General features: G+C 61.3%; 28 protein-coding genes. 10 read left to right on the top strand and 18 right to left on the bottom strand.

The genetic code is table 11. From position 1 onward, the window contains the following. The 5 genes from EN955_RS02715 to EN955_RS02695 all read right to left on the bottom strand — a co-directional run bounded on the left by EN955_RS02715 (position 1) and on the right by EN955_RS02695 (position 6456). Positions 1 to 1674, bottom strand: coding sequence for a GMC family oxidoreductase (locus EN955_RS02715; protein WP_024502388.1), 1674 nt, complete (start codon positions 1672 to 1674; stop codon positions 1 to 3). 36 nt (positions 1675 to 1710) lie between these two features. Beyond that, the gene (locus EN955_RS02710) at positions 1711 to 2679 is read right to left on the bottom strand and encodes an ABC transporter permease (RefSeq protein WP_050580434.1); all 969 of its coding nucleotides are present in this window, start codon (positions 2677 to 2679) and stop codon (positions 1711 to 1713) included. 2 nt (positions 2680 to 2681) lie between these two features. After that, the gene (locus EN955_RS02705) at positions 2682 to 3632 is read right to left on the bottom strand and encodes an ABC transporter permease (protein WP_050580433.1); all 951 of its coding nucleotides are present in this window, start codon (positions 3630 to 3632) and stop codon (positions 2682 to 2684) included. Then, positions 3629 to 5170 (bottom strand): sugar ABC transporter ATP-binding protein, encoded by a 1542-nt coding sequence (locus tag EN955_RS02700; RefSeq protein WP_024502386.1) that lies wholly within the window; start codon positions 5168 to 5170, stop codon positions 3629 to 3631. Before EN955_RS02700 ends, EN955_RS02705 begins: the two co-directional genes overlap by 4 nt. 74 nt (positions 5171 to 5244) lie before the next feature. Next, entirely contained in the window at positions 5245 to 6456 is a 1212-nt protein-coding gene (locus tag EN955_RS02695; protein ID WP_024502385.1) for a substrate-binding domain-containing protein, read from the bottom strand. 314 nt (positions 6457 to 6770) lie between these two features. On the opposite strand from EN955_RS02695, the gene EN955_RS02690 reads away from it, so the two are divergent. The 5 genes from EN955_RS02690 to EN955_RS02670 all read left to right on the top strand — a co-directional run bounded on the left by EN955_RS02690 (position 6771) and on the right by EN955_RS02670 (position 12257). After that, on the top strand, positions 6771 to 7535 hold the full coding sequence (locus tag EN955_RS02690) for a hypothetical protein (protein ID WP_024502384.1): 765 nt from the start codon (positions 6771 to 6773) through the stop codon (positions 7533 to 7535). A gap of 3 nt (positions 7536 to 7538) precedes the next feature. Then, a complete protein-coding gene (locus EN955_RS02685) occupies positions 7539 to 8507 on the top strand; it encodes an electron transfer flavoprotein subunit alpha/FixB family protein (protein WP_024502383.1) in 969 nt (322 codons plus the stop codon). A 1-nt stretch (position 8508) separates the two neighbouring features. After that, complete coding sequence (locus EN955_RS02680) at positions 8509 to 10464, top strand: (Fe-S)-binding protein (RefSeq protein ID WP_024502382.1); 1956 nt, start codon at positions 8509 to 8511, stop codon at positions 10462 to 10464. A 72-nt stretch (positions 10465 to 10536) separates the two neighbouring features. Then, positions 10537 to 11460, top strand: coding sequence for an NAD(P)-dependent oxidoreductase (locus EN955_RS02675; protein WP_024502381.1), 924 nt, complete (start codon positions 10537 to 10539; stop codon positions 11458 to 11460). Positions 11461 to 11462: 2 nt separating this feature from the next. Continuing rightward, entirely contained in the window at positions 11463 to 12257 is a 795-nt protein-coding gene (locus EN955_RS02670; RefSeq protein ID WP_024502380.1) for an N-acyl homoserine lactonase family protein, read from the top strand. Between the two features lie 436 nt (positions 12258 to 12693). On the opposite strand, the gene EN955_RS02665 is transcribed toward EN955_RS02670, so the two are convergent. Beyond that, positions 12694 to 13296 (bottom strand): general stress protein, encoded by a 603-nt coding sequence (locus EN955_RS02665; RefSeq protein WP_024502379.1) that lies wholly within the window; start codon positions 13294 to 13296, stop codon positions 12694 to 12696. A 20-nt stretch (positions 13297 to 13316) separates the two neighbouring features. After that, positions 13317 to 14060, bottom strand: coding sequence for a DUF4142 domain-containing protein (locus EN955_RS02660; RefSeq protein ID WP_024502378.1), 744 nt, complete (start codon positions 14058 to 14060; stop codon positions 13317 to 13319). 163 nt (positions 14061 to 14223) lie between these two features. Here EN955_RS02660 and EN955_RS02655 point away from each other — a divergent pair, with 163 nt between their 5' ends. From EN955_RS02655 to EN955_RS02645, 3 genes are all read left to right on the top strand, one after another. Next, positions 14224 to 14403 (top strand): hypothetical protein, encoded by a 180-nt coding sequence (locus EN955_RS02655; protein WP_024502377.1) that lies wholly within the window; start codon positions 14224 to 14226, stop codon positions 14401 to 14403. Between the two features lie 152 nt (positions 14404 to 14555). Next, positions 14556 to 14810 carry a DUF982 domain-containing protein gene (locus EN955_RS02650; protein WP_013533177.1) on the top strand — a complete coding sequence of 85 codons (255 nt, stop codon included), beginning with the start codon at positions 14556 to 14558 and terminating at the stop codon, positions 14808 to 14810. Positions 14811 to 14900: 90 nt separating this feature from the next. Beyond that, positions 14901 to 15227, top strand: coding sequence for a hypothetical protein (locus tag EN955_RS02645; RefSeq protein WP_024502376.1), 327 nt, complete (start codon positions 14901 to 14903; stop codon positions 15225 to 15227). A 30-nt stretch (positions 15228 to 15257) separates the two neighbouring features. Here the strand turns inward: EN955_RS02645 and EN955_RS02640 are convergent, their stop codons facing one another. From EN955_RS02640 to EN955_RS02615, 6 genes are all read right to left on the bottom strand, one after another. Then, complete coding sequence (locus EN955_RS02640) at positions 15258 to 15590, bottom strand: hypothetical protein (protein ID WP_024502375.1); 333 nt, start codon at positions 15588 to 15590, stop codon at positions 15258 to 15260. Positions 15591 to 15592: 2 nt separating this feature from the next. Continuing rightward, positions 15593 to 15952 (bottom strand): hypothetical protein, encoded by a 360-nt coding sequence (locus EN955_RS02635; RefSeq protein ID WP_013533180.1) that lies wholly within the window; start codon positions 15950 to 15952, stop codon positions 15593 to 15595. Beyond that, positions 15952 to 17172 carry an Nramp family divalent metal transporter gene (locus EN955_RS02630; RefSeq protein WP_024502374.1) on the bottom strand — a complete coding sequence of 407 codons (1221 nt, stop codon included), beginning with the start codon at positions 17170 to 17172 and terminating at the stop codon, positions 15952 to 15954. Before EN955_RS02630 ends, EN955_RS02635 begins: the two co-directional genes overlap by 1 nt. Then, positions 17169 to 17624: a hypothetical protein gene (locus EN955_RS02625; protein WP_024502373.1), complete on the bottom strand. Its 456-nt coding sequence runs from the start codon at positions 17622 to 17624 to the stop codon at positions 17169 to 17171. The genes EN955_RS02630 and EN955_RS02625 overlap by 4 nt, the downstream gene beginning before the upstream one ends. 142 nt (positions 17625 to 17766) lie before the next feature. After that, positions 17767 to 17997: a hypothetical protein gene (locus EN955_RS02620; protein WP_013533183.1), complete on the bottom strand. Its 231-nt coding sequence runs from the start codon at positions 17995 to 17997 to the stop codon at positions 17767 to 17769. Positions 17998 to 18081: 84 nt separating this feature from the next. After that, positions 18082 to 18300 (bottom strand): hypothetical protein, encoded by a 219-nt coding sequence (locus EN955_RS02615; protein WP_013533184.1) that lies wholly within the window; start codon positions 18298 to 18300, stop codon positions 18082 to 18084. A gap of 219 nt (positions 18301 to 18519) precedes the next feature. Here EN955_RS02615 and EN955_RS02610 point away from each other — a divergent pair, with 219 nt between their 5' ends. Then, a complete protein-coding gene (locus EN955_RS02610) occupies positions 18520 to 20820 on the top strand; it encodes an FdhF/YdeP family oxidoreductase (protein WP_024502371.1) in 2301 nt (766 codons plus the stop codon). A gap of 84 nt (positions 20821 to 20904) precedes the next feature. Here the strand turns inward: EN955_RS02610 and EN955_RS02605 are convergent, their stop codons facing one another. From EN955_RS02605 to EN955_RS02590, 4 genes are all read right to left on the bottom strand, one after another. Beyond that, positions 20905 to 21123, bottom strand: a complete 219-nt coding sequence (locus tag EN955_RS02605) for a hypothetical protein (protein ID WP_013533186.1) — start codon at positions 21121 to 21123, stop codon at positions 20905 to 20907. Next, entirely contained in the window at positions 21120 to 21383 is a 264-nt protein-coding gene (locus EN955_RS02600; RefSeq protein WP_013533187.1) for a hypothetical protein, read from the bottom strand. Before EN955_RS02600 ends, EN955_RS02605 begins: the two co-directional genes overlap by 4 nt. A 299-nt stretch (positions 21384 to 21682) precedes the next feature. After that, positions 21683 to 22063, bottom strand: a complete 381-nt coding sequence (locus tag EN955_RS02595) for a response regulator (protein ID WP_024502370.1) — start codon at positions 22061 to 22063, stop codon at positions 21683 to 21685. Next, a complete protein-coding gene (locus tag EN955_RS02590) occupies positions 22060 to 25170 on the bottom strand; it encodes a CheR family methyltransferase (RefSeq protein WP_024502369.1) in 3111 nt (1036 codons plus the stop codon). The genes EN955_RS02595 and EN955_RS02590 overlap by 4 nt, the downstream gene beginning before the upstream one ends. 271 nt (positions 25171 to 25441) lie before the next feature. Between EN955_RS02590 and EN955_RS02585 the strand changes: the two genes are divergently transcribed. After that, entirely contained in the window at positions 25442 to 26098 is a 657-nt protein-coding gene (locus tag EN955_RS02585; protein ID WP_081714228.1) for a response regulator, read from the top strand. Between the two features lie 102 nt (positions 26099 to 26200). Here the strand turns inward: EN955_RS02585 and EN955_RS02580 are convergent, their stop codons facing one another. Beyond that, on the bottom strand, positions 26201 to 26473 hold the full coding sequence (locus EN955_RS02580) for a hypothetical protein (RefSeq protein WP_013533191.1): 273 nt from the start codon (positions 26471 to 26473) through the stop codon (positions 26201 to 26203). Position 26474 lies beyond the last annotated feature (1 nt).

The raw sequence follows: 26474 nt of genomic DNA, 5'->3' as shown, positions 1-26474 counted from the left end.
TCAGGCCACCTTCTGGTTGCGGCGCTCGCCGATCATGCGGCGTGTATTGCGCAGCGCGACGGCCATGATGGTCGCTGTCGGATTGGTGGCGCCCGAGGTCGGGAAGGTCGAGGCGTCCATGACGTAGAGGTTCGGCACATCGTGGCAGGCGCCCCATTGATCGACGACCGACCGCTTTGGATCGTCGCCCATAACGGTGGTGCCGATGAGATGCCAACCCGATTCACGCACCGGCGTCGAAACCAGCGTCTCGATGGCACCGGCGGCGCGCACCGATTCCAGGCAGCGGTCAATGTTGAACTTGAGCAGCCGGTTGGAATTCTCGTTGACCTTGTAGACGATCTGCGGCGCTGGCAGGCCATCGGAATCCACCAGATCCTTCGACAGCACCACCTGGTTGCTCTCCTCCGGAAGATCTTCGCCGACGATGCCCCAGATCAGCGAGTGGCCGAAGCGGCGGGCCACATTTACATGCAGGTTGGCCCCCCAGAAATCCTGGAACCGGCCGCTTTCGGCGACATAGACTTTGGACCCGGTCGCGCCGGACACGCCGACCGGTCCGCCTGACGGCATGCAATTCCATTTCGATCCGCGTACAAAGCCGCGGCTTTCATCGGTCTCGTAGAACTCCAGCGAATAGACCTGCTGGCCGAAGGGACCGCGCCAGGAATCGAGCGGGTCCTCATAGGATGCGAGTACGCTTGCGAAGGGATGCATCATCAGCCGCTTGCCGACCAGGCCGGAGGAATTGGCGAGACCGTCTGGAGTTCTGGACCCTCCCGACATCAGCAGCAGTCGGGGCGTGCCGACGCCATTGGCGCACAGGATGACCACCTTGGCGCGCTGGCGCCGGTCGCGCCCGTTCGCGTCGACATAGACGACACCGGTCGCCAGCCCCTGCTCGTTCGTCTCGATTTCTTTCACGCGGGCACGGGTGACGAGCCGCGCGCCGGCCTTCAGTGCCAGCGGCCAATGCGACCGGTCGGTCGTGGATTTCGCGCCCTCCGGACAGCCGGTCAGACAGGTTCCACGGCGTACGCACGGATTGAGTTCGCCGAACTTCTCCGACGGGATGGCATTGCTACCCGGCCACCAGTGCCAGCCCATCTTCTCCATACCCAGCGCACCGCGCTGACCAACGGAGCCCATCGGCAGCGCCGGAAAGGGATAGGCCCCACGCGGCGGATAGGCCGGATCGCCAGCGAGACCGGAGACGCCCACCTCGCGTTCGATCTCGAGCTGGTAGGGCAGCAGGTCTTCATAGGTAAACGGCCAGTCCTCGGCCACGCCATCCATCGACCGCACGCGGAAGTCGGACGGCAGGAAATGCATCCACTGCGCGCCGTAGAGGGTCGCGCTGCCACCGACGCCGGCAAACATCAGCGGGTTGATATCCGTCGTCGACGTGTCGACGGGATAGTCGTTGGGATTGTCGCGGACGTTGGGATTGGGATGCCAGAGCTTGGTGCTGACAAGCTCGTGTTCCGGACGCGCGCCGGTATAGTCGGCATAGTCCGGCCATTCGCCCTGCTCGAGCACGACGACGGAAATGCCGGCGCGCGCCAGATGAAGTGCGGCGACCGAGCCGGATGGGCCGGCCCCGACGATCACGACGTCCACTTCCTCGTCGCGCCTTGCCCGTGCACCGCGATCCGCCAGAACTTCAACGGTCATTCTCTTCCTCCCTTTGGGTCCAACGGCAGCATCTGGTCAGGCGAGCCGCGTCCGGTAAAACGCCGCCGCACCGATGATGATGACACCCTTGATTATGAGCTGCATCTCGATCGGAAATCCGAGCAGCAGCACGAGATTGTTGATCACCACCAGAACGGCCACGCCAAGCAGCGCCGCAAAGATGTTGCCGCGCCCACCGGTAAGCGCGACCCCGCCCATCACGGCGGCAACGATGGAGTCCAGTTCGTAGCCTTGGCCGACCCAGTTCGAAACGGTGCCGACATAGCCGAGCAGAAACAGTCCGCCTATTCCCGCGCAGACCGAGCAGATGACGTAGCAGAGGATGACCACGCGATTGGGCGCGACGCCGTTGAGGAACGCGGCCTTCGGATTGCTTCCGACCATGAATATCTCACGGCCGAGGCGTGACCGGTGCAGCACGATGCCGAACGCGGTGGCCAGAAATGCCAGGGTGATCAGATTGACGGGAACGCCAAAAATCCGTCCGGAGGCCAGAAAGCCCATGCCTGGCGGCAAGGTGCTGATCGGCGCCCCACCAGTATAGGCGAAACGGATGCCCTGCAGGATGATCATCATCGCCAGCGTTGCCAGAAACGGGCTGACATTGCGCTTGGCGACGAGCCAGCCATTCACCAGACCCACCGCGGCCGACAGGGCGATCGCGGCGATGAAGATCATCGGAATCGCCTCATTGGTCGTGGCTTTGAAAGCGGTCGCCAGCACGGCCACTGTCGCCATCAGCGAGGCCACGGACAGGTCCAATCCGCGCACCAGGATGACAAAGGTCTGGCCGACCACGACCATGCCAAGCGGTGCGGCGATCGTCAGCACATTGACCAGGTTGGCCGGCCGCAGAAAGGTCGGTGAAGCGAGAGCCGCAACGATCATCAGCACGGCCAGGAAGATCATCAGTCCGTAGCGCTCGAAGACTGACGCCATGGACATGCCTTGCGATCGCGGCATCGGGGTATCGAGAGGCGCCATCACTATCTCCGCCTTGTGGTGTGGATGCCGACCGCGATGATGATGATGAGACCCTGGATGACCCACTGGTAGTAGGACGAGACATTGACGAAGTTCAGCAGGCTGTTGAGCATGGTGACGAGCAGCACGCCGAGGAAAGTACCGAGCACGCCGCCTCTGCCGCCGGCCAGAATAGTGCCTCCGACCACGACTGGCGTGACCGACTGCAGCGTCAGCGCGGCGCCGATGCGCGGGTCGCCAACGCCGGTGCGGGCGGTCAGGAAAATCGCCGCTATGCCGGCGCACAGGCCCGACAGCGCGTAGGCAAGCACCACGATACGATCGACCGGCAACCCATTCAGCCGCGCCGCTTCCCGATCGCCGCCGACGAAGTAGATGCTGCGGCCCGTACGCGTGCGCTGCAGCCAAAGCCCGGCGAGCGCGAAAATCGCCACGAGCACGATGGCGCTGAATGGAATACCGCCGACCTTTGCATAGGCAATATCCGCGAAGGCGCGCGGTACGGAGCCGCCGGGCTCCTTGCGGTACATCAGCGTTGCGCCGAAGATGATCGAGGACATGCCGAGCGTGACGATCAGGGGATGGACGCGCAACACGACCGTCAGCAATCCGTTGAGCGCGCCGACAGCGGTCGCGGCGAGCAATGCCAGCGGCAGTGCAAGCCAGACCAGATCCGGACGCCATTCGAGGAAGTTTGCCAGAAAGACGGTGAGCGCACCGACCAGCGAGCCGATCGCCAGATCGATGCCGCCCATCAGCACGACGAACGTCTGACCCAGGCTGACCATGCCCAGCACGATGAGCTGCTGGAACAGATTGCCGATGTTGCGCCAGGTCAGGAACCGATCGGACAACAAGCCGCCGGCGACGGCAAGCAGTACCAGCAGCACTGCCACGATCAGATAGGAAAGCAACAGCCGGTTGCGGCGAAGATCCACCGTGATCGCGCTCATCCGACCGGCTCCGCTCGCTGATCCGTTTCCGCCTCGCGGTGCCCGACAGATCGCACGGCGAGATCCATGATCGCCTCCTCGCCGAGTGCATCGCCTTTGATTTCGCCGACGACGTGGCCTTGCGCCATGACGAAGACCCTGTCGGAGAGACCGACGATTTCGGGCAGCTCTGAACTGATCATCAGCACACCGACGCCAGAATCCGCCAGGCGGCGCACGATACGGTAAATCTCCACCTTGGCCCCGATATCAACCCCGCGCGTCGGTTCGTCGAGGATAAGCAGCCTGCTGGCGATCCGCGACCAGCGGCTGAACAGCACCTTCTGCTGGTTTCCCCCAGAGAGATTGCCGATCTTCACGTCAGGCGACGGCGTCGCGACCGAAAAATCCTGGATCTGCTGCATCGCCACAGCACGTTCCTGCTTTCTGTCGATCAGGCCATGTTTCGTTATGCCGTCGAGGTCGGGCGCCACTATGTTGGCGGAAATCGGCAGACCGAGAAACAGGCCGTCGTCCTTGCGGCTCTCGGTTAGAAAACCGAGCCCATGCCCTATCGAACCCTTCGGAAGCATTGTCTCGAATGGCTTGCCATCAAATTCGATCACGCCGCTCTCGACGGCGCGCGTGCCGAAGATAGCCTCGGCAACCTCCGTGCGCCCCGAACCGACCATGCCGGCCACGGCGACGATTTCGCCAACCTTGACGTTGAGGCTGACGTCGCGGACGCGCGGACCGGCCTTGAGATTGCGAACTGTGAGCACATCCGGGCCGCCCGCCGGTGCCGTACGCCGCGGCGGATAGATCTGGCTGAGCCGGCGACCAACCATTCGAGTGATCATCTCTTCACGCGTGAGCGCGCTTACCGGGCTGGTGCCGACGAGCTGGCCGTCCTTGAGTATGGTCACCGTGTCGGCGATTTCGAATATCTCCTCAAGCCTGTGGGAGACGTAGACGATGCCGACGCCTTCGTTGCGCAGCCTGCGCATGTTCTCGAACAAAAGATCGACCTCGCGGCCAGCGATGACCGCTGTCGGCTCGTCCAGGATGAGAAGCCGCACCCTGCCGACCAGGGCTTTCGCGATCTCGACCATTTGCTGATCGGCAAGCGGCAATTCGTCAATCCTGGCGTGGGTTGGAATATCCACGCCGAGTTGTGCGAGGATTTCAGCGGCGCGGACGTGGCGGGCGCGGTTCGAAATGAGACCAAACCTGCCGCGGGGCTGCGTATCGACCAGAATGTTCTCGGCGACCGAAAGTTCGGGAAAAAGCGCAAGCTCTTGATGGATCACGTGGATGCCGGCAGCGCGTGCTTCCTTCGGCGACTGCCAGGAAACCGGCTTGCCGAGATAGGTCATGGTCCCGGAATTCGGTTTGGTCACGCCGCCCATAACGCGGATCAGCGTCGACTTGCCTGCGCCATTCTCGCCGAGAAGGGCGTGAATTTCGCCTGGCTGCACGGCGAAATCGACCTTGTCCAGGGGTTTGACTCCAGGATAGTCCTTCTCGATCTGGCTGAGCTCAATAACAGACGCTGACATATCCGGTGCTCGAACTGTTCAATGCACGTCCGGCGCGCGTCCAGGATGGGCGCGCACCGGCTCGCTTGGGAAGCTTACTTCGGATAGTCGGGATTGAATGTACTCGGATTATAGCCGGCGGGCAGCCCGTTGCTTGGCGACAGATCACCCGGATCGCTCATGCTGACATGGTCGAGCAGATGCCTGTCGCCCTTGACCGAGATCGTATCCGCACCCGGCGACGTGACGACCTGGAAGCTCACCTCGACCTTGTCCGGGACCGAGATGCCCTTGAGCACGTCGAGCGCGGTCTCGATGCCGGTGATGCCCATCGACGTCGGATAGTCGATGCCGACCATCTTGATGTTGTGCTGGTTGGCCAGCTGATACATCCGGGCAACGTCGCCGCCGGTCATCGGTGGAAATTCGCCGTCCTTGTAGCCGGCGTCAAGAAACGCTTCGATCGCGCCGTAGCCCTGAAGCGCACTGTCGGCCAGGACGCCGTTGATGGCCTTGCCGTGCTTCTGGATCAGCGCTGCCATCACCGACTTGCCGGTTGCCGGGTTCCAATCGCAATACTGCTTCTCCAGCACCTTGATGTCGGGAAATTTCGAGAACACTTCCTCGTTCGCCTTGATGCGGATTTCCGCGACGCTCGACCCGGCGATGCCGGGCAGCATCACGATGTTGCCCTTGCCGCCCAGTGTCTCGCACAACCACTGCGCCTCGAGACGGCCCAATGCCCAGTCGGATGCCGTGACGTAGCTGATGTAGTTGGCCGGCGTCTTCACCTTGCGATCGACCATGACAACGGGGATGCCTTGTTCGGTTGCGCGTCCGACGACGGAATCGAGCGCGTCCTCGGTCGAGGCCGCAATGAGCAAAATGTCGACGCCCTGGCTGATCAGATCCTGGATATCCGCGATCTGCTTGGAGGGGTCGTCGTTGGCGTCGGTGACGAGAAGATGGGCGATCTCGTCGCGATGCTGGCCGGCGGACCAGAGGACGCCATGCTGGAAGGCGACGCGCCAAGCATTGGAAATCGAAGCATTGGAGAACCCGATCGTATACGGACCCGCCTTCTTCCATTTTGAGGTGTCGACCATGGTGTTGGCATTAGGGTTCCACATCCAGGTGCGCGGCGCGCCATAGTAGCCGGGCCTCGTTTCCGGCTCTGAAGCGACGGCTGCGCTGGTCTGGGCGAGCTGGATGGCCGGTGCGGCGGCCATGGCTGCCGCCACGGCCGGCATGCCGCGGATGAAGCTCTTACGCGAGATCTTGTGGTCTAGTATGCTCTTTATTGACATTGGTTCCTCCTCCTGAACGCTCGACAGAACGCCTAAAATTCTCCTCAGATATCGCGCACACGAGACAGTATAAACAAACAATAGATGTTTTTATCCCGGGCAAATCGCACGACTATTTTCCTGACAACCTCCAATTCAGAAAAATTCGACTGAAAGCGATTTGACGCAAATTAGCAGTCGATTACCCACGATCGTCAATCTGCCGTCTTGTAATAGCTGCTATTACCTTTTTCGCCATTGGGGGCGGCAAGGAATACGACTTATCTAGCAGCCGGTGCCGGGCGCTTGAGGTGCGTTCCGTCGGAGGAGAGGCCGTGAATATTCTTGTTGTCTTGCGCATGATCCCGGATTCCGCGGGCGAGCTGCAGCTCGCCGAGGACGGCCGCAGCATCGATCGGGAATGGCTGGATTTTCAGCTCAACGATTTCGACGATCATGCCCTCGAGGAAGCAATCCTGCTCAAGGAAGCCGGCGGCGCGAAGGTAACGGCGGTGGCCGTTGGCGAAGGCGCCAACCGTGTCCTGCAGATGGCTGCCGCACGCGGCGCCGACGAAGTCGTCGCGCTTCAGGCCGAGGAGGACGCCATGATCTCCTCACGTGAGATCGCGGCTTCCATCGCGGCGATGGCGCGGGCAAAGTGGGCCGACCTGGTTCTGTGCGGCGTTCAATCGAGCGAGGATGTCTTCGGCCAGCTCGCGCCCTATGTCGGCGCGCTGCTCGACTGGCCGCATGTGTCGGGAACCAACCGTATCGTTGCGAACGGCGCCGTGCTTCGGGTCACGCAAGAGCGCGGCGCCGGTGTCGCCGTCACCTATGAGTTGGCCACGCCGGCGGTGCTGGGCGTTCAGACAGCGTCGAAGGCGCCACGCTATGTCTCCGGCAGCAAGCTTCGCGAAGCATCCAAGACGCCCATCGGCCGCGCCGCGCCCGAATCCTCAGGCTTCGAGCGTTCCGCCGAGATCATCACATTACACCTGCCAGTCCAGGGCGGCTCCGGCGAGAATCTCGGCGGCGATGCCGAGACAGTCGCGGATCGGCTGGTCAGCATCCTGGCAGCCAAGGGCCTGGCGAGGAACTAAGCCATGAAATTGATTGCCTGTACCGAAGGCCACTCCAGCAAGATCGAAGCCTTCTCCCTCGAAATGATCGCCGCGGCGCGCTCGCTCGCCCAGGCCGGCGACGAGGTCGTCGCCTTTTTCGCCGGCGGTGAAGCGGAAGCCGCATCCTCCCTCTTCGGCGCCGCCGATCGCCTGATAGTGGCCCGCGCCACAAAATCGGATGTTATTCCCGCAGAGACATATGCGGTGCTTTTGCGCGATGTCGTCACCGCCGAGAGCCCCGGCCTGGTCCTGGTACCCTATTCGGCAAACGGGCTGGACGTGGCAGCCGACATCGCAGCGCGAACCGGCTGGCCGCTCATCTCCTATGTCAATGAAATCAAGCGGCACGGTGAAAGCCTGACGGTTGTCGCGCAGATGTATGGCGGCAAGATACTCGCCGACTGCGAAGTGCAACTGCCCGCCATTCTGATGATCAACCCAGGGGCCTTCGCAGAGGCAGCGCCAGGCCCGATCGCCGCCGCGAGCGTGCAGACGATCGATGCCGAACCCACGCTCGCCAGCGGCAAGGTGAGAATGGTGGCCATCGACGTGCCGGATTATGCCGACGTCGATCTGACGACAGCCGAGAGGATCGTGTGCGTGGGCCGCGGCATCGGCGACGAGGCAAGCATCGACCTTGCGCGCAATCTGGCGACGATGCTGGGGGCGGAGATCGCCGGCAGCCGTCCTGTCGTCGACAATGGCTGGCTGCCGAAGCTGCGCCAAGTGGGCAAATCCGGCCAGAAGGTGAAGCCGAAGCTTTATCTGGCGCTCGGAGTGTCCGGTGCGCCCGAACATCTCGAGGGCATGTCGCAGGCCGACCTCATCATTGCCGTCAACACTGATCCGAAGGCGCCTATCTTCAATGTCGCGCATTACGGTGCGACCTGTGACCTGTTCGATCTCGTCGCCAATCTGAGCGACAGGCTGCGGGCCGGCTCTGGCCGTTGAGATGGCATCGACCCTGCCACTCTGGATCCTGGTCATCACAGCACTCGCGTTGACGGCCTGGCGCTCGCGCCGTTACGCGTTTGCTCTTGCCAATGCACCGGCAGCGGCTCGCTTCGACCGCCCGATGCTGCGTCTCCAGGGCGTGATGGTCGCCATCGGCATGCACCGGAAAATGCTCCGCAAGCCGCTTTCCGGCGTGCTTCACGCTATCATCTTTATTTCGTTCTTCGTGCTGTTCACCGCCACGATCGATACCTTCGGCTCGCGGCTGTTTCCCGGGTTCTCACTTGCGCCCATCGGTGGCGAAACCTGGATTGCCGCTCTGCAGGATGTCTTTTCGGTGCTGATGCTGGTCGGCGTCGGACTTGCACTCTATCAGCGTTACGTGCTGCGGCCTGCCCGCTTCGACGGCTCGAGCGGCAGTGATGCGGCAATCATCTATGTGTTGATCGTCCTGATCGTGGCGTCCCTGTTGCTTGAGGCGGCGGCACGCATTGCCGGTGGCGCAGACGGCTCGTGGCGGCCGGTCGCATCGGCGCTGGCTGGCTTGCTCGATCGTGCCGGCATACCGGCACATCAGGGCGAAGAGCTGTTCTACTGGGCTCATGTCGGCGCCATTCTGGCGTTCCTTGTCTATATCCCCGGTTCGAAACACCGGCACATGTTTCTTGCCGCGCCCAACATCTACTTCCGCAGCCTCGAACCGCGCGGCCTGGCGCCCGCGGTCCCGGAAGCGCGCGAGGCTCCGGGCATCGACAGCCTGGGACAGTTCGACTGGAAACAGCAGCTCGACCTTCTGTCCTGCACCGAATGCGGCCGTTGCCAGGCGGTCTGTCCGGCCTATGCGGCCGGTCTGCCGCTCAGCCCGAAGTTGCTGATCACCGACATGCGCGACGCGCTTGCCGTGGGATCTTCGGCGGCCCCGCTGGTCGGCGGCGTGATTTCCGAGGAGACGCTGTGGGCTTGCACCACCTGCCGCGCCTGCATGGAGGCATGCCCGGTCGAGATCGAGCATCTACCCAAGATCATCGACATGCGCCGTCATCTGGTCGACGAAGGCCGTGTCGGCCCCGGTCTGCAGGAGGCGTTGTCGAACCTGACCCGTCTCGGCAATTCCATGGGCAAGCCTTCCAAGATGCGGGCCCGCTGGACCAGGGAGCTCGGCTTTCCGGTCAAGGACGCGCGCGAGGAACCCGTCGACGTGCTGTGGTTCGTCGGGGACTACGCCTCCTACGATCCGCGCGTTCAGGAAATCACCCGCAAGGTTGCCGAACTGCTGACCGCAGCCGGTGTCGACTTCGGCATTCTCTTCGATGCCGAGCGCAACAGCGGCAATGATGTGCGGCGTGCCGGCGAAGAAGGTCTGTTCGAGACGCTCGCTCAGTCCAACATCGATGAGATCAAGGCGTGCAGCTTCAACCGGATCATGACCACCGATCCGCATAGCCTGAACGCGCTGAAGAACGACTATCAGCATTTCGGCGCGACGTTCGAGGTGCTGCACTATACGGCGCTGCTGGCGGAACTCATCGCGGCGGGAAAACTCGACCTGCATGTCGCCGACGGCGCCAGGGTCACCTATCACGATCCCTGCTATCTTGGACGCTACAATGGCGGCTTCGACGCGCCGCGCGAGCTGATCCGCGCTGCCGGCTACACGCTTCATGACATGCCGCGCTGCCGCGAGAACTCCTTTTGTTGCGGCGCCGGCGGCGGCCGCATCTGGCAAGGCGACGACGGCGTGACCGAGCGGCCGAGCGAGAATCGTATCCGTGAAGCGCTGGGCCTGGGCGACGTCGCGTACTTCGTCGTCGCCTGCCCAAAGGACAAGGTGATGTACACCGCCGCGATCGATGCGCTCGGCGTCGCCGACAGATTGAAGGCCGTGGACATAGCGGAACTTCTCGTGCCGCGTACAAGCCAGGCGCTCGAAATGCCCCCCGTGGAAACGAGCTGACGGAATGCGATCCAGGAGATCGAGACCAAACGCCATGCATGGGCATCGGCCCTGAAAGAGGAGAGAGCGATCATGTCGACCCTGAAAATCGGCTTTGTTGGCATCGGAAAAATGGGCACGCCGATGGCGACCCGTCTCATCAAGGCTGGTTACGAAGTGACTGTCTACGACGTCGACAGCAAAGCCGTGGCGGAATTGACCAGTGCGGGCGCGAAAGCCGCCGCCGGTGCGAGCGATGTTGCCGATGTTGCGGAGATCGTCTTTGCCAGCCTGCCCAGCCCGCTGATCCTGGAAAAGGTCGTGCTCGGCGAAGGCGGCATCGCCGAGGGCAAGGCGGTTCGCATCTTCGTCGACGTCTCGACGACGGGTCCGCGAATGGCCGCCAAGGTTGCCGAAGGCCTTTCAGCAAGGAACGTCGCCATGATCGACGCGCCCGTCAGTGGAGGATTGAAGGGCGCGCGCAACGGCACGCTCGCCGTCATGGTCTCGGGGCCGAAGCCTGCGTTCGAAACGGCAAGGCCGGTGATCGAGAATTTCGGCCGGATATTCTTCATGGGCGAGGTTCAGGGCTCCGCCCAGACCATGAAGCTTGCCAACAACCTGCTTGCGGCGGCAGCACTTGCGATCTCTTCCGAAGCGGTCGTAATGGGCGTCAAGGCAGGCCTCGATCCCAAGGTGATGATCGACGTCATCAATGCCTCGAGCGGCCGCAACAGCGCCACCGAGGACAAGTTCCCAAAATCCGTCCTGCCGCGCACCTTCGATTTCGGTTTCGCCACAGGCCTGTCCTTCAAGGATGTCCGGCTGTGCGTGGATGAGGCGGAGGCAATGGGCGTGCCGATGGTGGTGGGCAGTGCCGTGCGCCAGTTGCTGAGCGTAACGAACCAGCTCTACGGGCCGGACTCCGATTTCACCTGTATGGTCAAAACGGTTGAGACATGGGCGCATGTGGAGGTCGGCTCAGCCCAGACCCCAGACGTCGCCAAAGCGAGCTGATCATGGGTCAATTCGAACGCTATGAAATCCATGCCGTTCGCTACGGCCATTTCGAGCGCCGCTCGGGCGAGAATTTCCTCGGCGGCGATACGCATGACGTTCCCATGCCGCTGGACTACTTCGTCTGGGCGATCGTCGGGCAGAAGCGCACCTTCATCGTCGACACCGGCTTCGACAAGCCGACCGGCGACAAACGCGGACGCAGTGTCGTCAGACCCGTCGACGACGGCTTGGCGGCAATCGGCATCAACCATGTGGATGTCAGCGACGTCATCATCTCCCACATGCATTACGACCATTGCGGGAACCATCATCTGTTTCCGAACGCGACCTTCCACCTGCAGGATGCGGAGATGGAGTTCGCGACCAGCCGCTGCATGTGCCACCATGCCATGCGCCATCCCTTCGAGGCCGAAGACGTCACCACCATGGTGCGGCGCGTCTTTGCCGGAAAAGTTTGCTTCCACGACTCGGAGTCGCAGATCGCGCCAGGCATCACGCTCCACAGGGTTGGCGGCCACTCGCGCGGATTGCAGGTGGTGCGGGTGGAAACCGAGAACGGCGCGGTCGTGATCGCGTCCGATGCAGCCCATTTTTACGCCAATATGGAACGCCAGACGCCGTTTCCCGTCTTCGATCGGCTAAGCGATGTCATCTTCGGCGTGGAGCGAATGCAACAACTCGCCAGTTCCCCGGCTCACATAGTGCCAGGTCATGACCCGCTGGTTCTCAAGCGCTTCGCGCGCACCCGCCAGGACGTCGAGGACATCGTAAGTCTTGCCCATCCTTTGCTCTGAGCCTGTGGCTTCGAGAGATGTGCGATCTGGCGACTTGAAAAGGAGGCCTTGCTAGCGGGCCGCCGCGCTACGAGAGCTCGTCGCGGAGAATTACTTTTACATTCAAGATCTTAAAGCAAAAAATGCACGCTCACGAGCCTCATTGGCCGTAACGGTCCTTTGAGCGGGCAGTATGCCGATGGCCCGTCACGCCAAGCTGCCAGGCCACGTCCGGAGGCGCAGGAACGATTGATTTGACCAGGTTTCCGTGGGTCAGGATCGGAAGCCGTCTTATCTCGTTTCGCCTAGTCCCGCCACCGCCTCGAAGGGGCAGTTGACTTCCTGCGTCTTGAAGCCGGCAAACCGTCTTGAGAGGCTAGGAAAATTGCGGGTATGTTCCCAACCGTAACACTTCGTGAAACCTCGTCGTTCGGTACGTGCGACCACACCTCCTCGTTCAAGGCCGATTGATCGTCCGAGCGCTGTCGCGATCGGTCTCGTCAGGGATATATTCGCCGGCATTGGCATCGAAGCCGGTCCAGCCGCCAGCCTCGTAAGCCCTGCGGCGTTCGGCAAGATCGACCGATCTGGATTGCCCCAGAATTTCCTCGGCATTTGCAATGAGTTCATCGTCCACCCTGGCCGTGACCAACGTGCCGCCGCGGCGTACGCCCTCCGCATACACGTGGGCATCGTTCTCGGGCACGCCGGACTCCGTCAGAGCGCCGACAATGCCTCCGACCGCACCGCCTGCCACCGCCCCGGCAACGACACCTGTCGCGGTGGCGGCGAGCCAACCCGCCGCGACCACAGGTCCGACGCCCGGGATGGCCATGACCCCCAGCCCTGTCAGCAATCCGCCGGCACCGCCGATCACGGCTCCAATCCCCGCGCCAGCCCCGGCATCCTCGGCAGCCTCCGAACGGTCGCCCTCGTACCAGTCATCCGAGTTGTTGGCGACGATGCTGATGTTCGCATGCGGGACGCCCGTGGCTTCCAGTTCGCGGACCGCGTCGGCCGCGTCGTCATAATTGTCGAACAGTCCAGTTACCGTTTTCATTGATTTCTCCTGATCCGTGCTCACTTGCTGGCGGCAACGACGTTGCCCTGATAGTCCAGGCCGACGGCGAGGCCTTCGCCTGCCTTGGTGGCATGGCCCCGCCAGATGCCCTGGTCGTCCTTGGTAAGCTTCGACACGTTGGTATAGCCTGCACCCTCGATGCGGCTCTTGGCCTGGGCTTCGGTGAAGCTGTTTGCGCCGGGAACGAGAGCGGCGGCATTGGGGGTATTGTCGGTCTTCACCGCCGGTGTTGTCGCTCCCGTGATGGCGTCCTGCCCGGCTGCGATCTTTTCGATCATCTGCTGGTGCGTCTTCAGCGTATCGACCGTTTGCTGGGCGAATGTCTTGAGCCCGGCGTTGTCGCCGCCGCTGGCATAGGTTTCAAACAGCTTGACGGCGTCGGCATGCGCCTTGCGCTGCATGTCGACATAGGCTGGATCGATCGGTGCCTGCGCATTCTTGAGCTTGTCGAGATCGCCCTGGTGCTGGGCATCAAGCGCCGACGGCACTTTCAATTTTTGTTCGCCGGCCACCGTTGCCAGCTTGGCATTGGCCGCGCCGTGATCGCGGATCATCATCTGGGCGAAGTCCTTGATGCTCTGGTCCTGAACCTTGCCCAAGGCAATCTGGCTCGAGTCGACTTCGAACTTGCCGCCGATGGCAGCCTTGTCGACGAAGGCCTGGGCGCTGTCGGCAGCAAAAGCAGGCACGGCGAGAAGAATGGAAGCAGCGGCGAGCGATGCGAAAAATTGTCGTGTTTTCATCGGCTTTGTCCTTGCCTGGGATGCGTCGCCCTAACAGGCCAAGATGCGCTTTGTTCCGATACCCAGACGACATGCCTGCAGGCCCGGCAGCACCACGATCCACGCATGAGGCTGCCGGATTATCTCGCGTGAGATCTGCCACATCGACGGAAAATGTGGAGAAGTGACAGGCGACAGGAACGCCGGCACCATGAACCAGCGTGGCTGCAAAAAAGCCGTGGTCGAGACAAGCAGTTTCCAGGCGCCGCTATTCTACATGCAGCATGGGTTCGAGGAATTCGGCAAAGTCGAATTCGGAATTCCAGGGCACGCACGCATCTTCCTTCGCAAGGACCTGTTGTAAGTCTTGGGACGGGCGCGCACGGATGGCCATCGGCTAGTTGTTTCAAACGCCAGGTGCTCTGGAACAAACCGACGGTTGCGGAGTTAAAGCGCGTCGCGACGCGCACTCTTGCAGCGGCGTGTCGAATAGAGTGCATCCCGCTGGAGAGGCATGTGCGTACTGGACATTTCAGAAAGCCGATTGTCATTCAACCTGGCCGGATAGACCGCGACAGGGTTGTGGTTTCGGTGTCGGACGCAGCCGAAGTGCTGCTGCGGGACTGGCCAAAGCCGACATCCGAGAGGCGTCTTGCCGCGATCAGAGCGTGCCTTGCCGTCATGCGAGGCGAAAAGCCGACAAGGGCGGCACGACAGGCGTTCATCGTTGCGGCCAAGGACGCCAGGATTCTGCTGAGCGAGCAAGTCTGACCGTGGCGGGTCGCCTCAGTGCATGCAAGCTTGGTTCCGCTGGCGCCTGCAAGTGCGATACTGCCGAGATCGGTTCGAAGGGGAGAGATTATGGCTAAGGTTTCAGGTCTCACGCCTGCCGCGGCCAGAGGCGAAGTTCAGGCAGGAGCAACGCACGACAAGACGCCGGGGTTCGATCCCGCCATTGCCCCGCTTGAGACAGACGCAGAGGCCGCGGACACACAAAATCCGGTCGCTAAGACAAGTCCGCCGCGCACTCGTCCAAAATTCGAAAACGATGCCAGCTTTGCCAATGCCATGCGTCCGGTCGAAGGCGAGCCGGAACTGCGGCCTGGCGGCAACTGGCCGGTGTTGGTGATTGCAGCTGTCGTTTTGACAGCAGCCGTGGTCTTCCTGGCGGCAAGCATGCTGCGATGAGAATAATCCCGACGATGCAGCACCCACGACCTATTCCTGGAGGTCCGGCGCGTCCTTCATGCCTGAGAGTTCGGTCATTGGGCACAGCAGCCGCGGTCGCGCGGGATCGGAGATGTCGAGCTTGTCCCAAGGAATGCGGTATAGACCGTCGCGGCGGCGCAATCGGAAAAGATCCAGCACCGCCACGCCTATGGCCGAAGCCGAAAGACGCTCGAAAGCAGCGTAGACCCCGACGTGGAATTCGGTGACGACGAAATCGTCACCATCCCGTTCGGCGCGGATCTCCTCGATATAACCGACATTCTTGCCGCGGTGCGAGAGTACGCGCCGCCCCGCCAGATGCTCGAGATTGACCGTGATCATCATCAAGCTCCCGGAATGCGCCCGATGATATGGTCGCGCAACCAGTCCTGCCAGGCGAAGATCGACGTTTCTCGCACATCGATGTCGAACTCGATATCGATGCCGATATCTTTCACCTTGCGCCAGGCGATCCGATGAGGTTCGCCATGCTGCGTGCCACCCAGCTTGACCGCGAGCCGCGCCATCCAGCGCCCGGGCCGTGCGCCGAGGCGACGCGCCAGGGTGATGGAGCCGAGTTCGATGGCAATGATCCGAGGCGGCTTGCCAGGCCGCAACTGCGCCACCAAACCGTCGACCTTACCGACCTTGACCTGCTCGCGGTCGACCACCTGCTTGTCCAGGAGATCACGCAGCAACTTCATCATGTGCCTCCGAATATCTGCAGCGGGATGGTCACCACCGCCAGTACGAAGCCAAGCGCGATGATGAAGATGACGGCGGCATTTGACAAAATGCCGTTGCGATGCTCGCCGACATAACGTTTGTCGTTCAGCAGAAACAGGAACGGAACGACGGTCAGCGGAAGGCTGGCAGCCGTCAGCGCCATGGAAAAGATGGTGAGCCTCAGCGGGTCAAGACCAAGCGCGATGGGAATAGCCGCCAACAGCAATGATATCGTGTAGATGGCGCTGAAACCCGGATCGTCGCGCGGCTTGCGATCCTCGCCCCAATTCCAGCCGAACCCTTGGGCCACAAGATAGGCCTGTTGCAACCCGACCTCGAGCGCGGCGCCGAAGCAGGCGATGGCGAGAGAAGCAACAAACAGCACGAAGCCCCAGAAGCCGAATATGGGGATCAGCATCAACGGCAGTTGGTGATAGTCGTCCACCTGGGTGACGCCATGCGTGGCGAGCACGAGAGCGGCCACGATCAACACGCCGATCGAGATGGTGCCCCCGAAGGTCATGCCCAACCCCGCTATGGCCCGATTGGCGCCGAGATAGCTTTTGTCCCACCGGTCCTCGATGGCCCCCGAAGAATAGAACATGAACAGGTAGGGCGATATCGAGGCGCCCAGAATGCTGACCGCCATGAACCAGTAATTGGCGGCATCGTGGACCGGCAGCGAAGGCACGGCGCCCCTTGCGACTGCCGTCCAATCAGGTCTCAGCATCACCGCTCCGACGACGAAACACAGCGTCACCAGACCGAGAAACGACACGCCCTTCTCGATGACGCCGAACGTGCCTTTCCAGAGCAGCAGCCACGCCAGCAAAGCCACCGGCAGTGCCCACCACCGGAAGCCTATGCCGGTGGCCAGTTCGAGCGCAATGGCAACGCCGCCGATCTCGGCGGACAGCACCAGGAAATTGACCAGCAAGGCGGCAAGCAACGGCCATAGAAAGACGTTGAAACCGAACCTTTCGCGGATGCCGTCGGAGATCGTGTGATGGCTCACGGCCGCGAACCGGCCGGACATTTCGACAAGGAAGATGATGCAGACGGTGCCAAGCACCACCGCCCAGATCAACTGGAAGCCAAACATCGCGCCTGCCTGCGCCGCCGTCGCCATGGACCCAACTTCGAGGAAGCCGCCGACGCTGGTGACGACGCCGAGGGATATTTCCATGAGCTTTTTCATGGCTTCGGCGCGAAATATTTGGCGTAGGCGGTAGCGAGTGCACGCGACGCCAGCCGTAAATCCTGTTGCGCGTCTTGGACTTCCAGCCGGTCATCTGCCTGCAGTCCGGCCTCGGCACGCGTCACCGCGACCGACAAATCATTGACTGCTTTTGTCAGAGAAGCTTGCTCGGTGGGTTCACTGGTTTCGGCGGACCGGATTTGCGCCCCGACATCGGCAAGCGTCTTGCCGATCGATTGCAGCGTGTCCACCGTGTATGCGGTCGGCGCCGCCCCTGCCGCCCAGGCGTCCAGCGCCATCAACACGGTCTGCGATGCGGACGCCACGGTTCGTGATTGCTGCTCGATCTGATCGGAAGATGAGCATGCCGAGAGCATCAGCAAAAGCAGGCACAGGCAATCGAGCCTGAGATAGCGGCGGCTAACGATCAAATCAGGCGTTTGGTGCGCCACAGGATAGTCTCCCCGACGCAACAAACCGCGGCCGGCTTGAATCTGATCTAGAGCACTCGACGAGTCCGTCAACAACCGCGCCTCCCGATCCGGAGCACGAGGCGATCTCATCAGGTTTCGATTGCTAGTGGGGTGCTGAACGTCAATCGGGGCGATCCCCGCTCGAAGCGTCTTGGATTCCGTATTCGTGAATGAGGCCGAGAACCTGACTTCTGACTGTGTCGCGCGCGTCGGGCTGGATGAAAAACATCAGCCGTTCGACCGCTTCCACAACCGCTTCCGGCAGATCCGAAACCGCATCGGTGAGTTCGCTGCCATGCTCGTACATATTGTCCGTCAGCTTCTTGTCGAGGTCGGAAAGGATGCCCATCATCCGCACTCCAGATCGGTACTGTGTTGATCTCAGTTCGACAGCGTTACTGCCAGGTCACCCTCCCCTGTTGCTGCCAGCCATCGATCACTGTTGCCCCGGCATTTCCGTGTTTTCCCTGGGATTTTTCTGGACGCCGGCAGCCGGGGCGGTATCCGCCGGGGCATTGCCGCCCTGGTTCTGCTCCGGCGCGCGTTTCAGCGGCGAGGTCTGCCATCCCATGTCAACGTAGAAAAAGCCGACGACGAAACCGACAATGATGACCGCCGCTATCACCAGCGAGATTATTGCGTTGCGTCGCTCCATTTTCCGGCTCCTTCCATCGCCGAACAGCCCATGACGGAAATAGTTCCACAGGCAAGCGCCCTCAGTGAGGACCGGGTCTGGCGCTTGCCGGCCTGGCCTCCAGCGGTGGGGCGATCCGGGATTGGCGGGATTGGATTGAACCAGCGACGTTCCCATCCCGGCAGCGGGGAACAATCAACGAGCGGCGAGGTTTGGTAGTCGCACTTGCGAGGTTCTGCCATGAAACCTGCCGTTACCGATCATGTCGAAATCAAGAAATACGACCACCCGACGGGCGGCTGGGGATCCCTGTCTTCCTTGATCCGTAAAGCCTATGGCGAAGGCCTTCTGATGTCTGGGATATGGAGCACTCTGCTCAAGCAGAACAAGGCAGACGGCTATATGTGCGTTTCATGCTCATGGGCCAAGCCGGCAGAGCCGCGGCCTTTCGAGTTTTGCGAAAATGGCGCCAAGGCCACGCTGTGGGATCAGACGAAGCTGCGCTGCGGCCCCGATTTCTTTGCACGACATTCCGTCACCGAACTGCTCGATTGGCCGGATTGCGAGCTGGAAAAGCAGGGCCGACTGACCGATCCGTTGCGCTACAATGCCGTCACCGACCGCTACGAGCCGGTGTCCTGGAATGAAGCCTTCGCCGAGATCGGCATGGAACTTCGGCGCCTCGATCCGAAATCGGTGGTTTTCTATACGTCCGGCCGGGCCTCTTTGGAGGCTTCCTTCATGTATCAGCTGTTCGCGCGCATCTACGGTTCGTCGAACCTGCCCGATTCTTCCAACATGTGTCACGAATCGACCTCGGTCGGGCTTCCCAGATCAATCGGCTCGCCGGTTGGAACCGTACAACTCGAAGACTTTTCGCAATGCGACATGATGTTCTTCTTCGGCCACAACACCGGGGTGACGGCGCCGCGGCTGTTGCACCCGCTGCAGGAGGCCCGTGAACGCAATGTGCCGGTGTTCACCTTCAACCCCTTGCCGGAGCGAGGGCTCAAGCGCTTCAAGAACCCGCAGAATCCCGTTGACATGCTGTCGCCGGGGCCCGGCACGAAAATGTCCAGCGACTTCTTCCAGGTCCGCGGCGGCGGCGATATCGCCGCCATGACCGGCATCGCCAAGGCTGTGCTCGCGCTCGACGATGCGGCCCGCGAGCAGGGAAGCTCGCGTATCCTCGATATCGGGTTCATCGCGGAACATACGCATGGTTTCGCCGAATTCGAGGCCTATCTGCGCGCTGCCGCGTGGGATGACATCGTCGCCCGGTCGGGCATTGCGCGACCGGATCTGGAGCATGTCGCCGAAGTCTACAGCCGGTCCAATGCGGTGATCGGCAACTATGGCATGGGTCTGACACAGCACAGGCATGGCACCGAAAACGTGCAGATGTTGTGCAATCTGCTGCTGATGCGGGGCAATATGGGAAAACCCGGCGCCGGCATTTCGCCCCTGCGGGGTCATTCCAACGTCCAGGGCCAGCGCACCGTCGGCATATCCGAAAAACCTGAACTCGTTCCGCTCGACAAATTCGCCGAGTTCTATGCATTCGAGCCCCCGCGCGAGAAGGGCCTCGATACGGTCGAGACTTGCGAAGGCGTCATCGCCGGCTCGGTGAAAGGCTTTGTCGGCCTGGGTGGTAATTTCGTCCGCGCCGTGCCCGAAACCGGCCTCGTTGAGAAAGCCTGGCGCAGACTTGGCCTGCATGTCGAAATCGCGACCAAGCTCAACCGAAGTCATCTCCTGCCGGGGGCAGTAACCTATCTGTTGCCCTGCCTGTCCCGGTTGGAAAGAGATCGCCAGGCAAGCGGCGATCAGACCGTTTCCATGGAGGATTCGACCGCCTGCATCCATGGGTCCTTTGGATCGCGCCCGCCGGTTTCGCCAAACCTGCTTTCGGAACCGAAGATCGTCGCGGAGCTGGCCAAGGCCACCGTGCCAGACATGAGTTCGATCCCGTGGGATAAGTGGATTGCCGACTATTCTCGCATCCGTGATGAGATCGAGCGCTGCTTTCCACAGCATTTCCGCCAGTTCAACAAGCGGTTCCTGACACCCGGAGGCTTCCATCGCGACATCAAGGCATCGAAGCGAATTTGGGAGACGCCGAACAAGAAGGCCAATTTCAAGCCGCCCACCACGCTGGAGACAGATCCCGATATCGATGTCTCGGGCCAAAAGGTGCTGACGCTGATCACAGTGCGATCCAACGACCAGTTCAACACGACCGTCTACGGTTATGATGACAGGTTGCGCGGCATCCACGGTACACGCATGGTGTTGCTGATGAATGAGGCCGACATCCAGCGGTTCGGACTGACCGCGGGGCAGCAGATCGATCTCGAAACGCATGCCGATGACGGTGTGGAGCGGCGTGTGCGCGGCCTTCGTGTGACACCCTATTCCGTGCCGCAAGGCAACTGCGCCGGCTATTATCCGGAACTCAATCCCCTGGTGCCCCTATGGCATCGCGCCAAGGAGGCCCACGTTCCGGCCGTCAAGTCCGTTCCCGTAAGAATTGTTTGCTGAGGCCGGAGGCCTCGGTTCCGGCCGGAGAGACGTGTCCGGCGACCGCGCCGTTGGGCACAGAAGCGGCCGTAGCCGCCACTTGGCCTAGCCGCCACTTGGCTTTGGAGATGCCGGCTGGGTTGGCTGCGTACCTTGCTGCTCGCCGCCGGTGCTGGTCTGCGGTGTCGGGTTGGTGTCGGTCGTGGGATTCTTGTCGACCGGTTGGCTGTTCGTAGTATCCGTCTTGGACTTGGCTGGATCGGCATTATCGTTGCACCCCGCCAAGGCGAGCAATGCCGCCGACATCAATAGCACTGCTCTCATGCTGACTTCTCCTGGAGTTCGGGCGAAGCCGCCTGCCAATGACCTATTCGGTCGAACCGCACCGAAAGCCCTTGCTTGACGGCGCTTCTGGCCAGCAGATGGTCCAGTTCGGCATCTTCAATCGGACTTCGTACGACCTGGCGGATGGCTTTGCAGGCAAGTTCCGTCGAGACGAAATCATATCTCCTGCTCCTGGCTACAACATATTGTTCGACCAGCATTTTTACGCGCCTGAGCGCGATTTCTTCGGCGAATTGCATTTTGTTCCTCCTGCACGCCGAACTGCCGAACCGGTACGTTGTTCCCACCCCGGTCCAAAAACATGATCGTCGAGATCATTAAAGGCTCGCGCTTTCCAACAGAAAGCGCGAGCGGATCAGGCTGAGGGGGACCCGATCGTCCAGCATCAAACGAGGGGAGCGATGACGCTGCACGGCTACCGAACTCGCACGGGCTTGAGTTGTTCCACTTCGCGGTCCCTGAGGTGTTCACAGTCGAATGAACCCTAAATCGGGCGGGCCGGAGTCACCGGATCGATCGAGGCCAGCACTGCCTGAAATCACGAAGAATGCGTGTCGGGACGAAGCGATGCCAGGTCGGCCAGGGTGTTGAGAAGGGCAGCGTCGCCTGCCGGCTTCGGCACGAATTTGCAGTTTCGGAAGGGTTTGGGAACGTCACGGGGGCCAAATCCGGTCATGAAGGCGAAGGGGATACCGCGAGCCAACAGTGTTTCGGCCACGGGCAGACTTGTTTCACCGTTCAATTGAATGTCCAGCAGCGCCACGTCGACTTTGCCTGCATCGATAAGTTGACGAGCCGCGGCGACCGACGAGACCGGGCCGATCACGGGATAACCCGCCGCACGCAGGCGAGACGCGACGTATTCGGCGATCAGCCATTCGTCCTCGACCACCAGAACGCGCGGCCTGTCGTCGCTCACGGCGCCTCCTTGTGGTTTGCCGGAAACGCAATCTGGACGCTGAGGCCGTCCTTGTGGAACGCGGTCTCGACATGGCCGCCCAGCCTGTAATCAATTTCACCCTGCAACAAGGTCAGCCCAAAGCCATTGTCCAACGGCGCCTTGACAGGAGGGCCGTCCTTTTCTCGCCAGCCAAATGTGAAACTGTCATCGTCGATCGACCATTGCACACTGACCTTGCCGTCGGTTTTTGACAAAGCGCCATACTTGGCCGCGTTGGTGGCCAGTTCATGGATGGCCATACTCAGGGAGAGCCCCTGTTGCGGACCTAGTTTGACATCCTTGCCATCGAGTTCGATCCGATCGATGCCGAATGGTTCGAGCTCCTGCTGGAGCATTTCCCTGACCGAGGCTTCCTTCCATCTCTCCCGGGTCAGCAGGCCGTAGGCCCGCGACATGGCATGCAGGCGGCCGATCAGCGCATCCGCGAACTCCTCCTTCGTATCAGAACTTTCCCGCGTGCGGCTTGCAATGCTGGCGATCACCGCAAGCATGTTCTTGACCCTATGGTTGAGTTCCGAGATGAGCACCTGCTGATGCTCTTCCGCCTGTGCCAGAGTGGTGACATCGACAAGTGTCACCACCACGCCCTGGATCCTGTTGCCCTTGTCGCGATAGGGATTGATGCGGACCATGTGGAACAGGCCCCTGGCATCGCGTGCCAGATGGTGATTCAGGATCTCGCCTGTCTCGAAGACCTTGTCGATGTGCTGCTTCAACTCGGGGTAGTCGAGCTGGCTAGACAGATCCGTCAGCGGCCGGCCGACATCGGAGGGACGCAGGCTGAAGAAGGATGACGCCGCCGGCGTGAAGGTACGGACCACAAGGCTGCGGTCGAGGAAAATGGTCGCGATGTCGGTGCTTTCGAACAGGTTGCGCAGATCGCCGTTGACGTGGTCGAGCTCCTCTATCTTGGCCGTCAACTCGGCGTTGATCGTGTTGAGCTCCTCGTTGAGCGACTGCATCTCCTCCTTCGAGGCTTCGAGTTCCTCATTGGTGGACTGCGCCTCCTCATTGACGGAGACGAGTTCCTCGTTCGACGATTTGACCTCCTCCAGCGCGGTCTCGTATTCCTCGATCGTCGATTGCAGGCGCTCCCTGGTGTCGCGCAGCTCCCGCTCGAGATCGGCGGTGCTGTCACTGTCACGGCCGCCGCCGTCTTCCTCTGAGCGGGCCTGGGTCGGCCCCGACGGTTCGAACAGGACGAGATAAAGCGGCTCGCCATTGCCACGTTCGGTGAGCGGTTCGATCGTGAGCTTGATCGGCTGGACCCGTTCGTCGTCTTCCTCTACGATGAGGTTTTCCCGCACCACTGTGCGGCGCGTCGTCGTCGCTTCCCGCAACGCGGCGCGGAGGTCCAGTCGCAGCCCACGCCTAGCCATCGTCAGCAACTGCCGGCTGGGAATCCCTTGCGGCGCTTCGAGATATCTGCCGGTCCTGGCCGAATAATAGACGACATCGCCCTCGGCGTTGACCAGGACATGCGGCGGAGCGAAGCGCTCCAGCACCTGCGCCTCGACAGCCTGGCGCAGCGGATAACCGGCGGCTCCCTTCCTTAAGCCGGCGCTTTCAGAGGGAAAGACGCCGGAACGGCTCTCACCGATCAAGGCGGGCAGCCTGATATGCGGCGAGGCATGCTCGCGCGCCTGGAAGAGACGATGTTTCTTGTCGACAGTGGCAAACAGATTGTCGTGCTGCCCAACGCTTTCGGAGGTGCCGAGGAACAGGTAACCGCCGGGCTTCAATGCATAGTGAAAGACAGGGATGACACGGCTCTGGATGCTCGGGCCGAAATAGATCAGCAGATTGCGGCAGGAGACCAGATCCATGCGCGAGAAAGGCGGATCGCGAATGACGCTGTGCGGCGAGAAGATGCACAGTTCCCGTATCTCGTTGCTAATGACATAGCTCTCTCCGTCGCCGTTGAAGAACCGCTGTCGGCGTTCGGGTGAAAGCCCTTGCAGCAAGGCTTCGGGATAGCGTGCCGCCCGGGCCACCGCCAGCGCAGGCTCGTCTATGTCGGTGGCAAATATCTGGACGCGCGGAACGACCGTAAGCTTCTCCATGTGTTCGCGCAGCAGGATGCCGATGGAGAACACCTCCTCGCCCGTGGCGCATCCGGGAACCCAGACCCTGACGGTGTCGCTGGCGGTCTTGCCTTCGAACAACTGCGGTATGATCTTTCGCTCGAGCAACTCGAAGGCATCGGGGTCGCGAAAGAAGTTGGTGACATTGATCAGCAGATCGCGAAAAAGGTTCATCACCTCGCGAGCATCTTTCTTCAGCCAGTCTATATAGGCGCTGATGGAATGGACCTGGGCGATCTGCATGCGTCGCTTCACGCGGCGCAGAAATGTCTTGGTCTTGTAGCCCGAGAAGTCGTGGCCGGAGTGGCTGCGCAGAATGGCGTATATCTGTTCTCGCACCTTATCGATGTCGGCCGTATGGTCGCCATCTTCTTCCGCCAGCCCTTCCAGCGTGTCGAAGCCGCGGGCGAAAGCCTCCAGCTTCGCCCCGATCTCCTCGGCGGGCACAGCGACGTCGACGAGCCCGCTGGCAATAGCGCTCTGTGGCATGTCGGGATTGCGCGGCCCGTAGCCGTCGTGCGCTTGCGCGACAGTGAGGCCACCCCGCTCCTTGATCGCCTTGGCGCCCAGCGTTCCATCGGAATCACCGCCCGACAGAATGACGCCCACGGCATATTCGCCCTGGTCTTCAGCGAGCGCACTAAAGAAGATGTCGACGGGTTTGCGCTCTTGGGTAAGCCCGTTGGGCCGCCGCAGGCGCAGCACACCGTTGGCGATCGCCAGAGTGACGTTTTGTGGCATCACGTAGACGTGGTCAGGTACAACAGCTATGCCATCCTCGGCCACAACGACAGGCATCTCGGTGTAGCGGCTGACAACTTCATGCAACAGACTTTCTCGCTTCGGGCTGAGATGCGTGATGATGATGAACGCCATGCCGGGCTGGCTGGTAACGCCTTTGAACAAGCCTTCCATCGCGGGAATGCCACCCGCGGACGCGCCGATGCCAACGATGGGAAATCTAGTCGATCGGGCAGTCACGGCATGTCCCCCTTTCGCCGACCCGACATGAAGTCTCCTCAAGGCCGGATCGAACAGGACACAACCATATAGCGCGCAAGACGTATGGAACAAGACGTCAGGGATGACGTTGAACCCGATATCAATGGTGGTTCAATGACGAAACGCTCTGCTGACATAAAACTCCGAGCGCCAGTGGTGTCAGGGGCGCCTGGATCGCTAGCAGATTCCGATGCGGGGCCCGTCCCGGATCGCATGCTGATGCTTGCGAAGCGGTTGCAGGCGGCCCTGGATGACAGAATTCGGGAAGCGAATGCGCTGCATGCTAACCTCCGTTGCAAGAAAGGATGACGATGTGCGCGACCTGCGGGGGCTGCATATTCTGATAGTCGAAGACGAATGGACGCTGGCGGGAGATCTTGCGCGGTTCTTCAGCAATATGGGCGCCATCATTCTCGGGCCCGCCGCAACCGTCGAACAGGCATCCAAACATACCGAAACGGCCGAAGCTGCAATCCTCGATGTCAATCTCAATGGCCGACGTGTGTTTCCAATCGCCGATGAGTTGATGCGCCGGGGTATCCCCTTCGTGTTCTTCAGTGGCGATGACGACATCGCCATTCCCGATCATCTCCGCTACGCCAGCAATTTGCGGAAATCCTCGGGCAGCCAGGCGGTGTTCAACGCACTTTTTCCCCCGCAGGCACCGGGGCGGGCGAGTTCCATGCCGGACCCGTCCGACGATGTCTTCGCGCTTTTGCCTAAACTGCGACTTGCGGCTCGCCTTTTGCTGGGAGACGTCGACGCATCGGATCGGCTCGTCGAGAGGACGCTCGAGCAAGCGATCCGGGATGTCGACCGCAGACAGCTTGGTCAATCCACTGAAAACTGGCTCAACGGCATCATGCGAGAGATGGCGAAAACCCGCGGCGCAAACCTGATGCATTAGTTTTACCCTCCCTCTCAGGCTGAAGTGGTAAGCCGCGGGGCCGTCATTGTTGACCACATCTCGAAAACTGGGCCGTACAGATCAGCCGCTTGGCTTGTGTCATCAGTCCTTCTGATCGCGCTCGACGAATTTGTTGAAACGGCTGGCTTTCCCCTCCCCGGTCTTGGCCTGATACAGAAAGGCCAGATCGTTCTCGTCGAATATCCGGAAGAACTCGTCCCATTCGATGGGCTCGAATGCTTCCTCAGGCTCACCGAAGTCGATCCGCAGGATGCCGCCCTCGCCTTTTGTGCGCACCACTGCCGGCCGGCCGTCCCGCTCCTCGGCCCACTTGCGAATTTCGTCGTGGTCGGTGGTCGTTTGCGACTGAGACATT

The organism is Mesorhizobium sp. M7A.F.Ca.CA.001.04.2.1, assembly GCF_003998485.1.
Lineage (GTDB): Bacteria > Pseudomonadota > Alphaproteobacteria > Rhizobiales > Rhizobiaceae > Mesorhizobium > Mesorhizobium ciceri.
This window is presented reverse-complemented; position numbering and strand designations above follow the sequence as displayed.

Excerpts from the sequence above, each read along its gene's own strand:
- EN955_RS02715 (WP_024502388.1), bottom strand. The coding sequence starts at position 1,674 with ATGACCGTTGAAGTTCTGGCGGATCGCGGTGCACGGGCAAGGCGCGAC.
- EN955_RS02710 (WP_050580434.1), bottom strand. The coding sequence starts at position 2,679 with ATGGCGCCTCTCGATACCCCGATGCCGCGATCGCAAGGCATGTCCATG.
- EN955_RS02705 (WP_050580433.1), bottom strand. The coding sequence starts at position 3,632 with ATGAGCGCGATCACGGTGGATCTTCGCCGCAACCGGCTGTTGCTTTCC.
- EN955_RS02700 (WP_024502386.1), bottom strand. The coding sequence starts at position 5,170 with ATGTCAGCGTCTGTTATTGAGCTCAGCCAGATCGAGAAGGACTATCCT.
- EN955_RS02695 (WP_024502385.1), bottom strand. The coding sequence starts at position 6,456 with ATGTCAATAAAGAGCATACTAGACCACAAGATCTCGCGTAAGAGCTTC.
- EN955_RS02685 (WP_024502383.1), top strand. The coding sequence starts at position 7,539 with ATGAAATTGATTGCCTGTACCGAAGGCCACTCCAGCAAGATCGAAGCC.
- EN955_RS02680 (WP_024502382.1), top strand. The coding sequence starts at position 8,509 with ATGGCATCGACCCTGCCACTCTGGATCCTGGTCATCACAGCACTCGCG.
- EN955_RS02675 (WP_024502381.1), top strand. The coding sequence starts at position 10,537 with ATGTCGACCCTGAAAATCGGCTTTGTTGGCATCGGAAAAATGGGCACG.
- EN955_RS02670 (WP_024502380.1), top strand. The coding sequence starts at position 11,463 with ATGGGTCAATTCGAACGCTATGAAATCCATGCCGTTCGCTACGGCCAT.
- EN955_RS02665 (WP_024502379.1), bottom strand. The coding sequence starts at position 13,296 with ATGAAAACGGTAACTGGACTGTTCGACAATTATGACGACGCGGCCGAC.
- EN955_RS02660 (WP_024502378.1), bottom strand. The coding sequence starts at position 14,060 with ATGAAAACACGACAATTTTTCGCATCGCTCGCCGCTGCTTCCATTCTT.
- EN955_RS02645 (WP_024502376.1), top strand. The coding sequence starts at position 14,901 with ATGGCTAAGGTTTCAGGTCTCACGCCTGCCGCGGCCAGAGGCGAAGTT.
- EN955_RS02640 (WP_024502375.1), bottom strand. The coding sequence starts at position 15,590 with ATGATCACGGTCAATCTCGAGCATCTGGCGGGGCGGCGCGTACTCTCG.
- EN955_RS02635 (WP_013533180.1), bottom strand. The coding sequence starts at position 15,952 with ATGAAGTTGCTGCGTGATCTCCTGGACAAGCAGGTGGTCGACCGCGAG.
- EN955_RS02630 (WP_024502374.1), bottom strand. The coding sequence starts at position 17,172 with ATGAAAAAGCTCATGGAAATATCCCTCGGCGTCGTCACCAGCGTCGGC.
- EN955_RS02620 (WP_013533183.1), bottom strand. The coding sequence starts at position 17,997 with ATGATGGGCATCCTTTCCGACCTCGACAAGAAGCTGACGGACAATATG.
- EN955_RS02615 (WP_013533184.1), bottom strand. The coding sequence starts at position 18,300 with ATGGAGCGACGCAACGCAATAATCTCGCTGGTGATAGCGGCGGTCATC.
- EN955_RS02610 (WP_024502371.1), top strand. The coding sequence starts at position 18,520 with ATGAAACCTGCCGTTACCGATCATGTCGAAATCAAGAAATACGACCAC.
- EN955_RS02605 (WP_013533186.1), bottom strand. The coding sequence starts at position 21,123 with ATGAGAGCAGTGCTATTGATGTCGGCGGCATTGCTCGCCTTGGCGGGG.
- EN955_RS02600 (WP_013533187.1), bottom strand. The coding sequence starts at position 21,383 with ATGCAATTCGCCGAAGAAATCGCGCTCAGGCGCGTAAAAATGCTGGTC.
- EN955_RS02585 (WP_081714228.1), top strand. The coding sequence starts at position 25,442 with ATGACAGAATTCGGGAAGCGAATGCGCTGCATGCTAACCTCCGTTGCA.
- EN955_RS02580 (WP_013533191.1), bottom strand. The coding sequence starts at position 26,473 with ATGTCTCAGTCGCAAACGACCACCGACCACGACGAAATTCGCAAGTGG.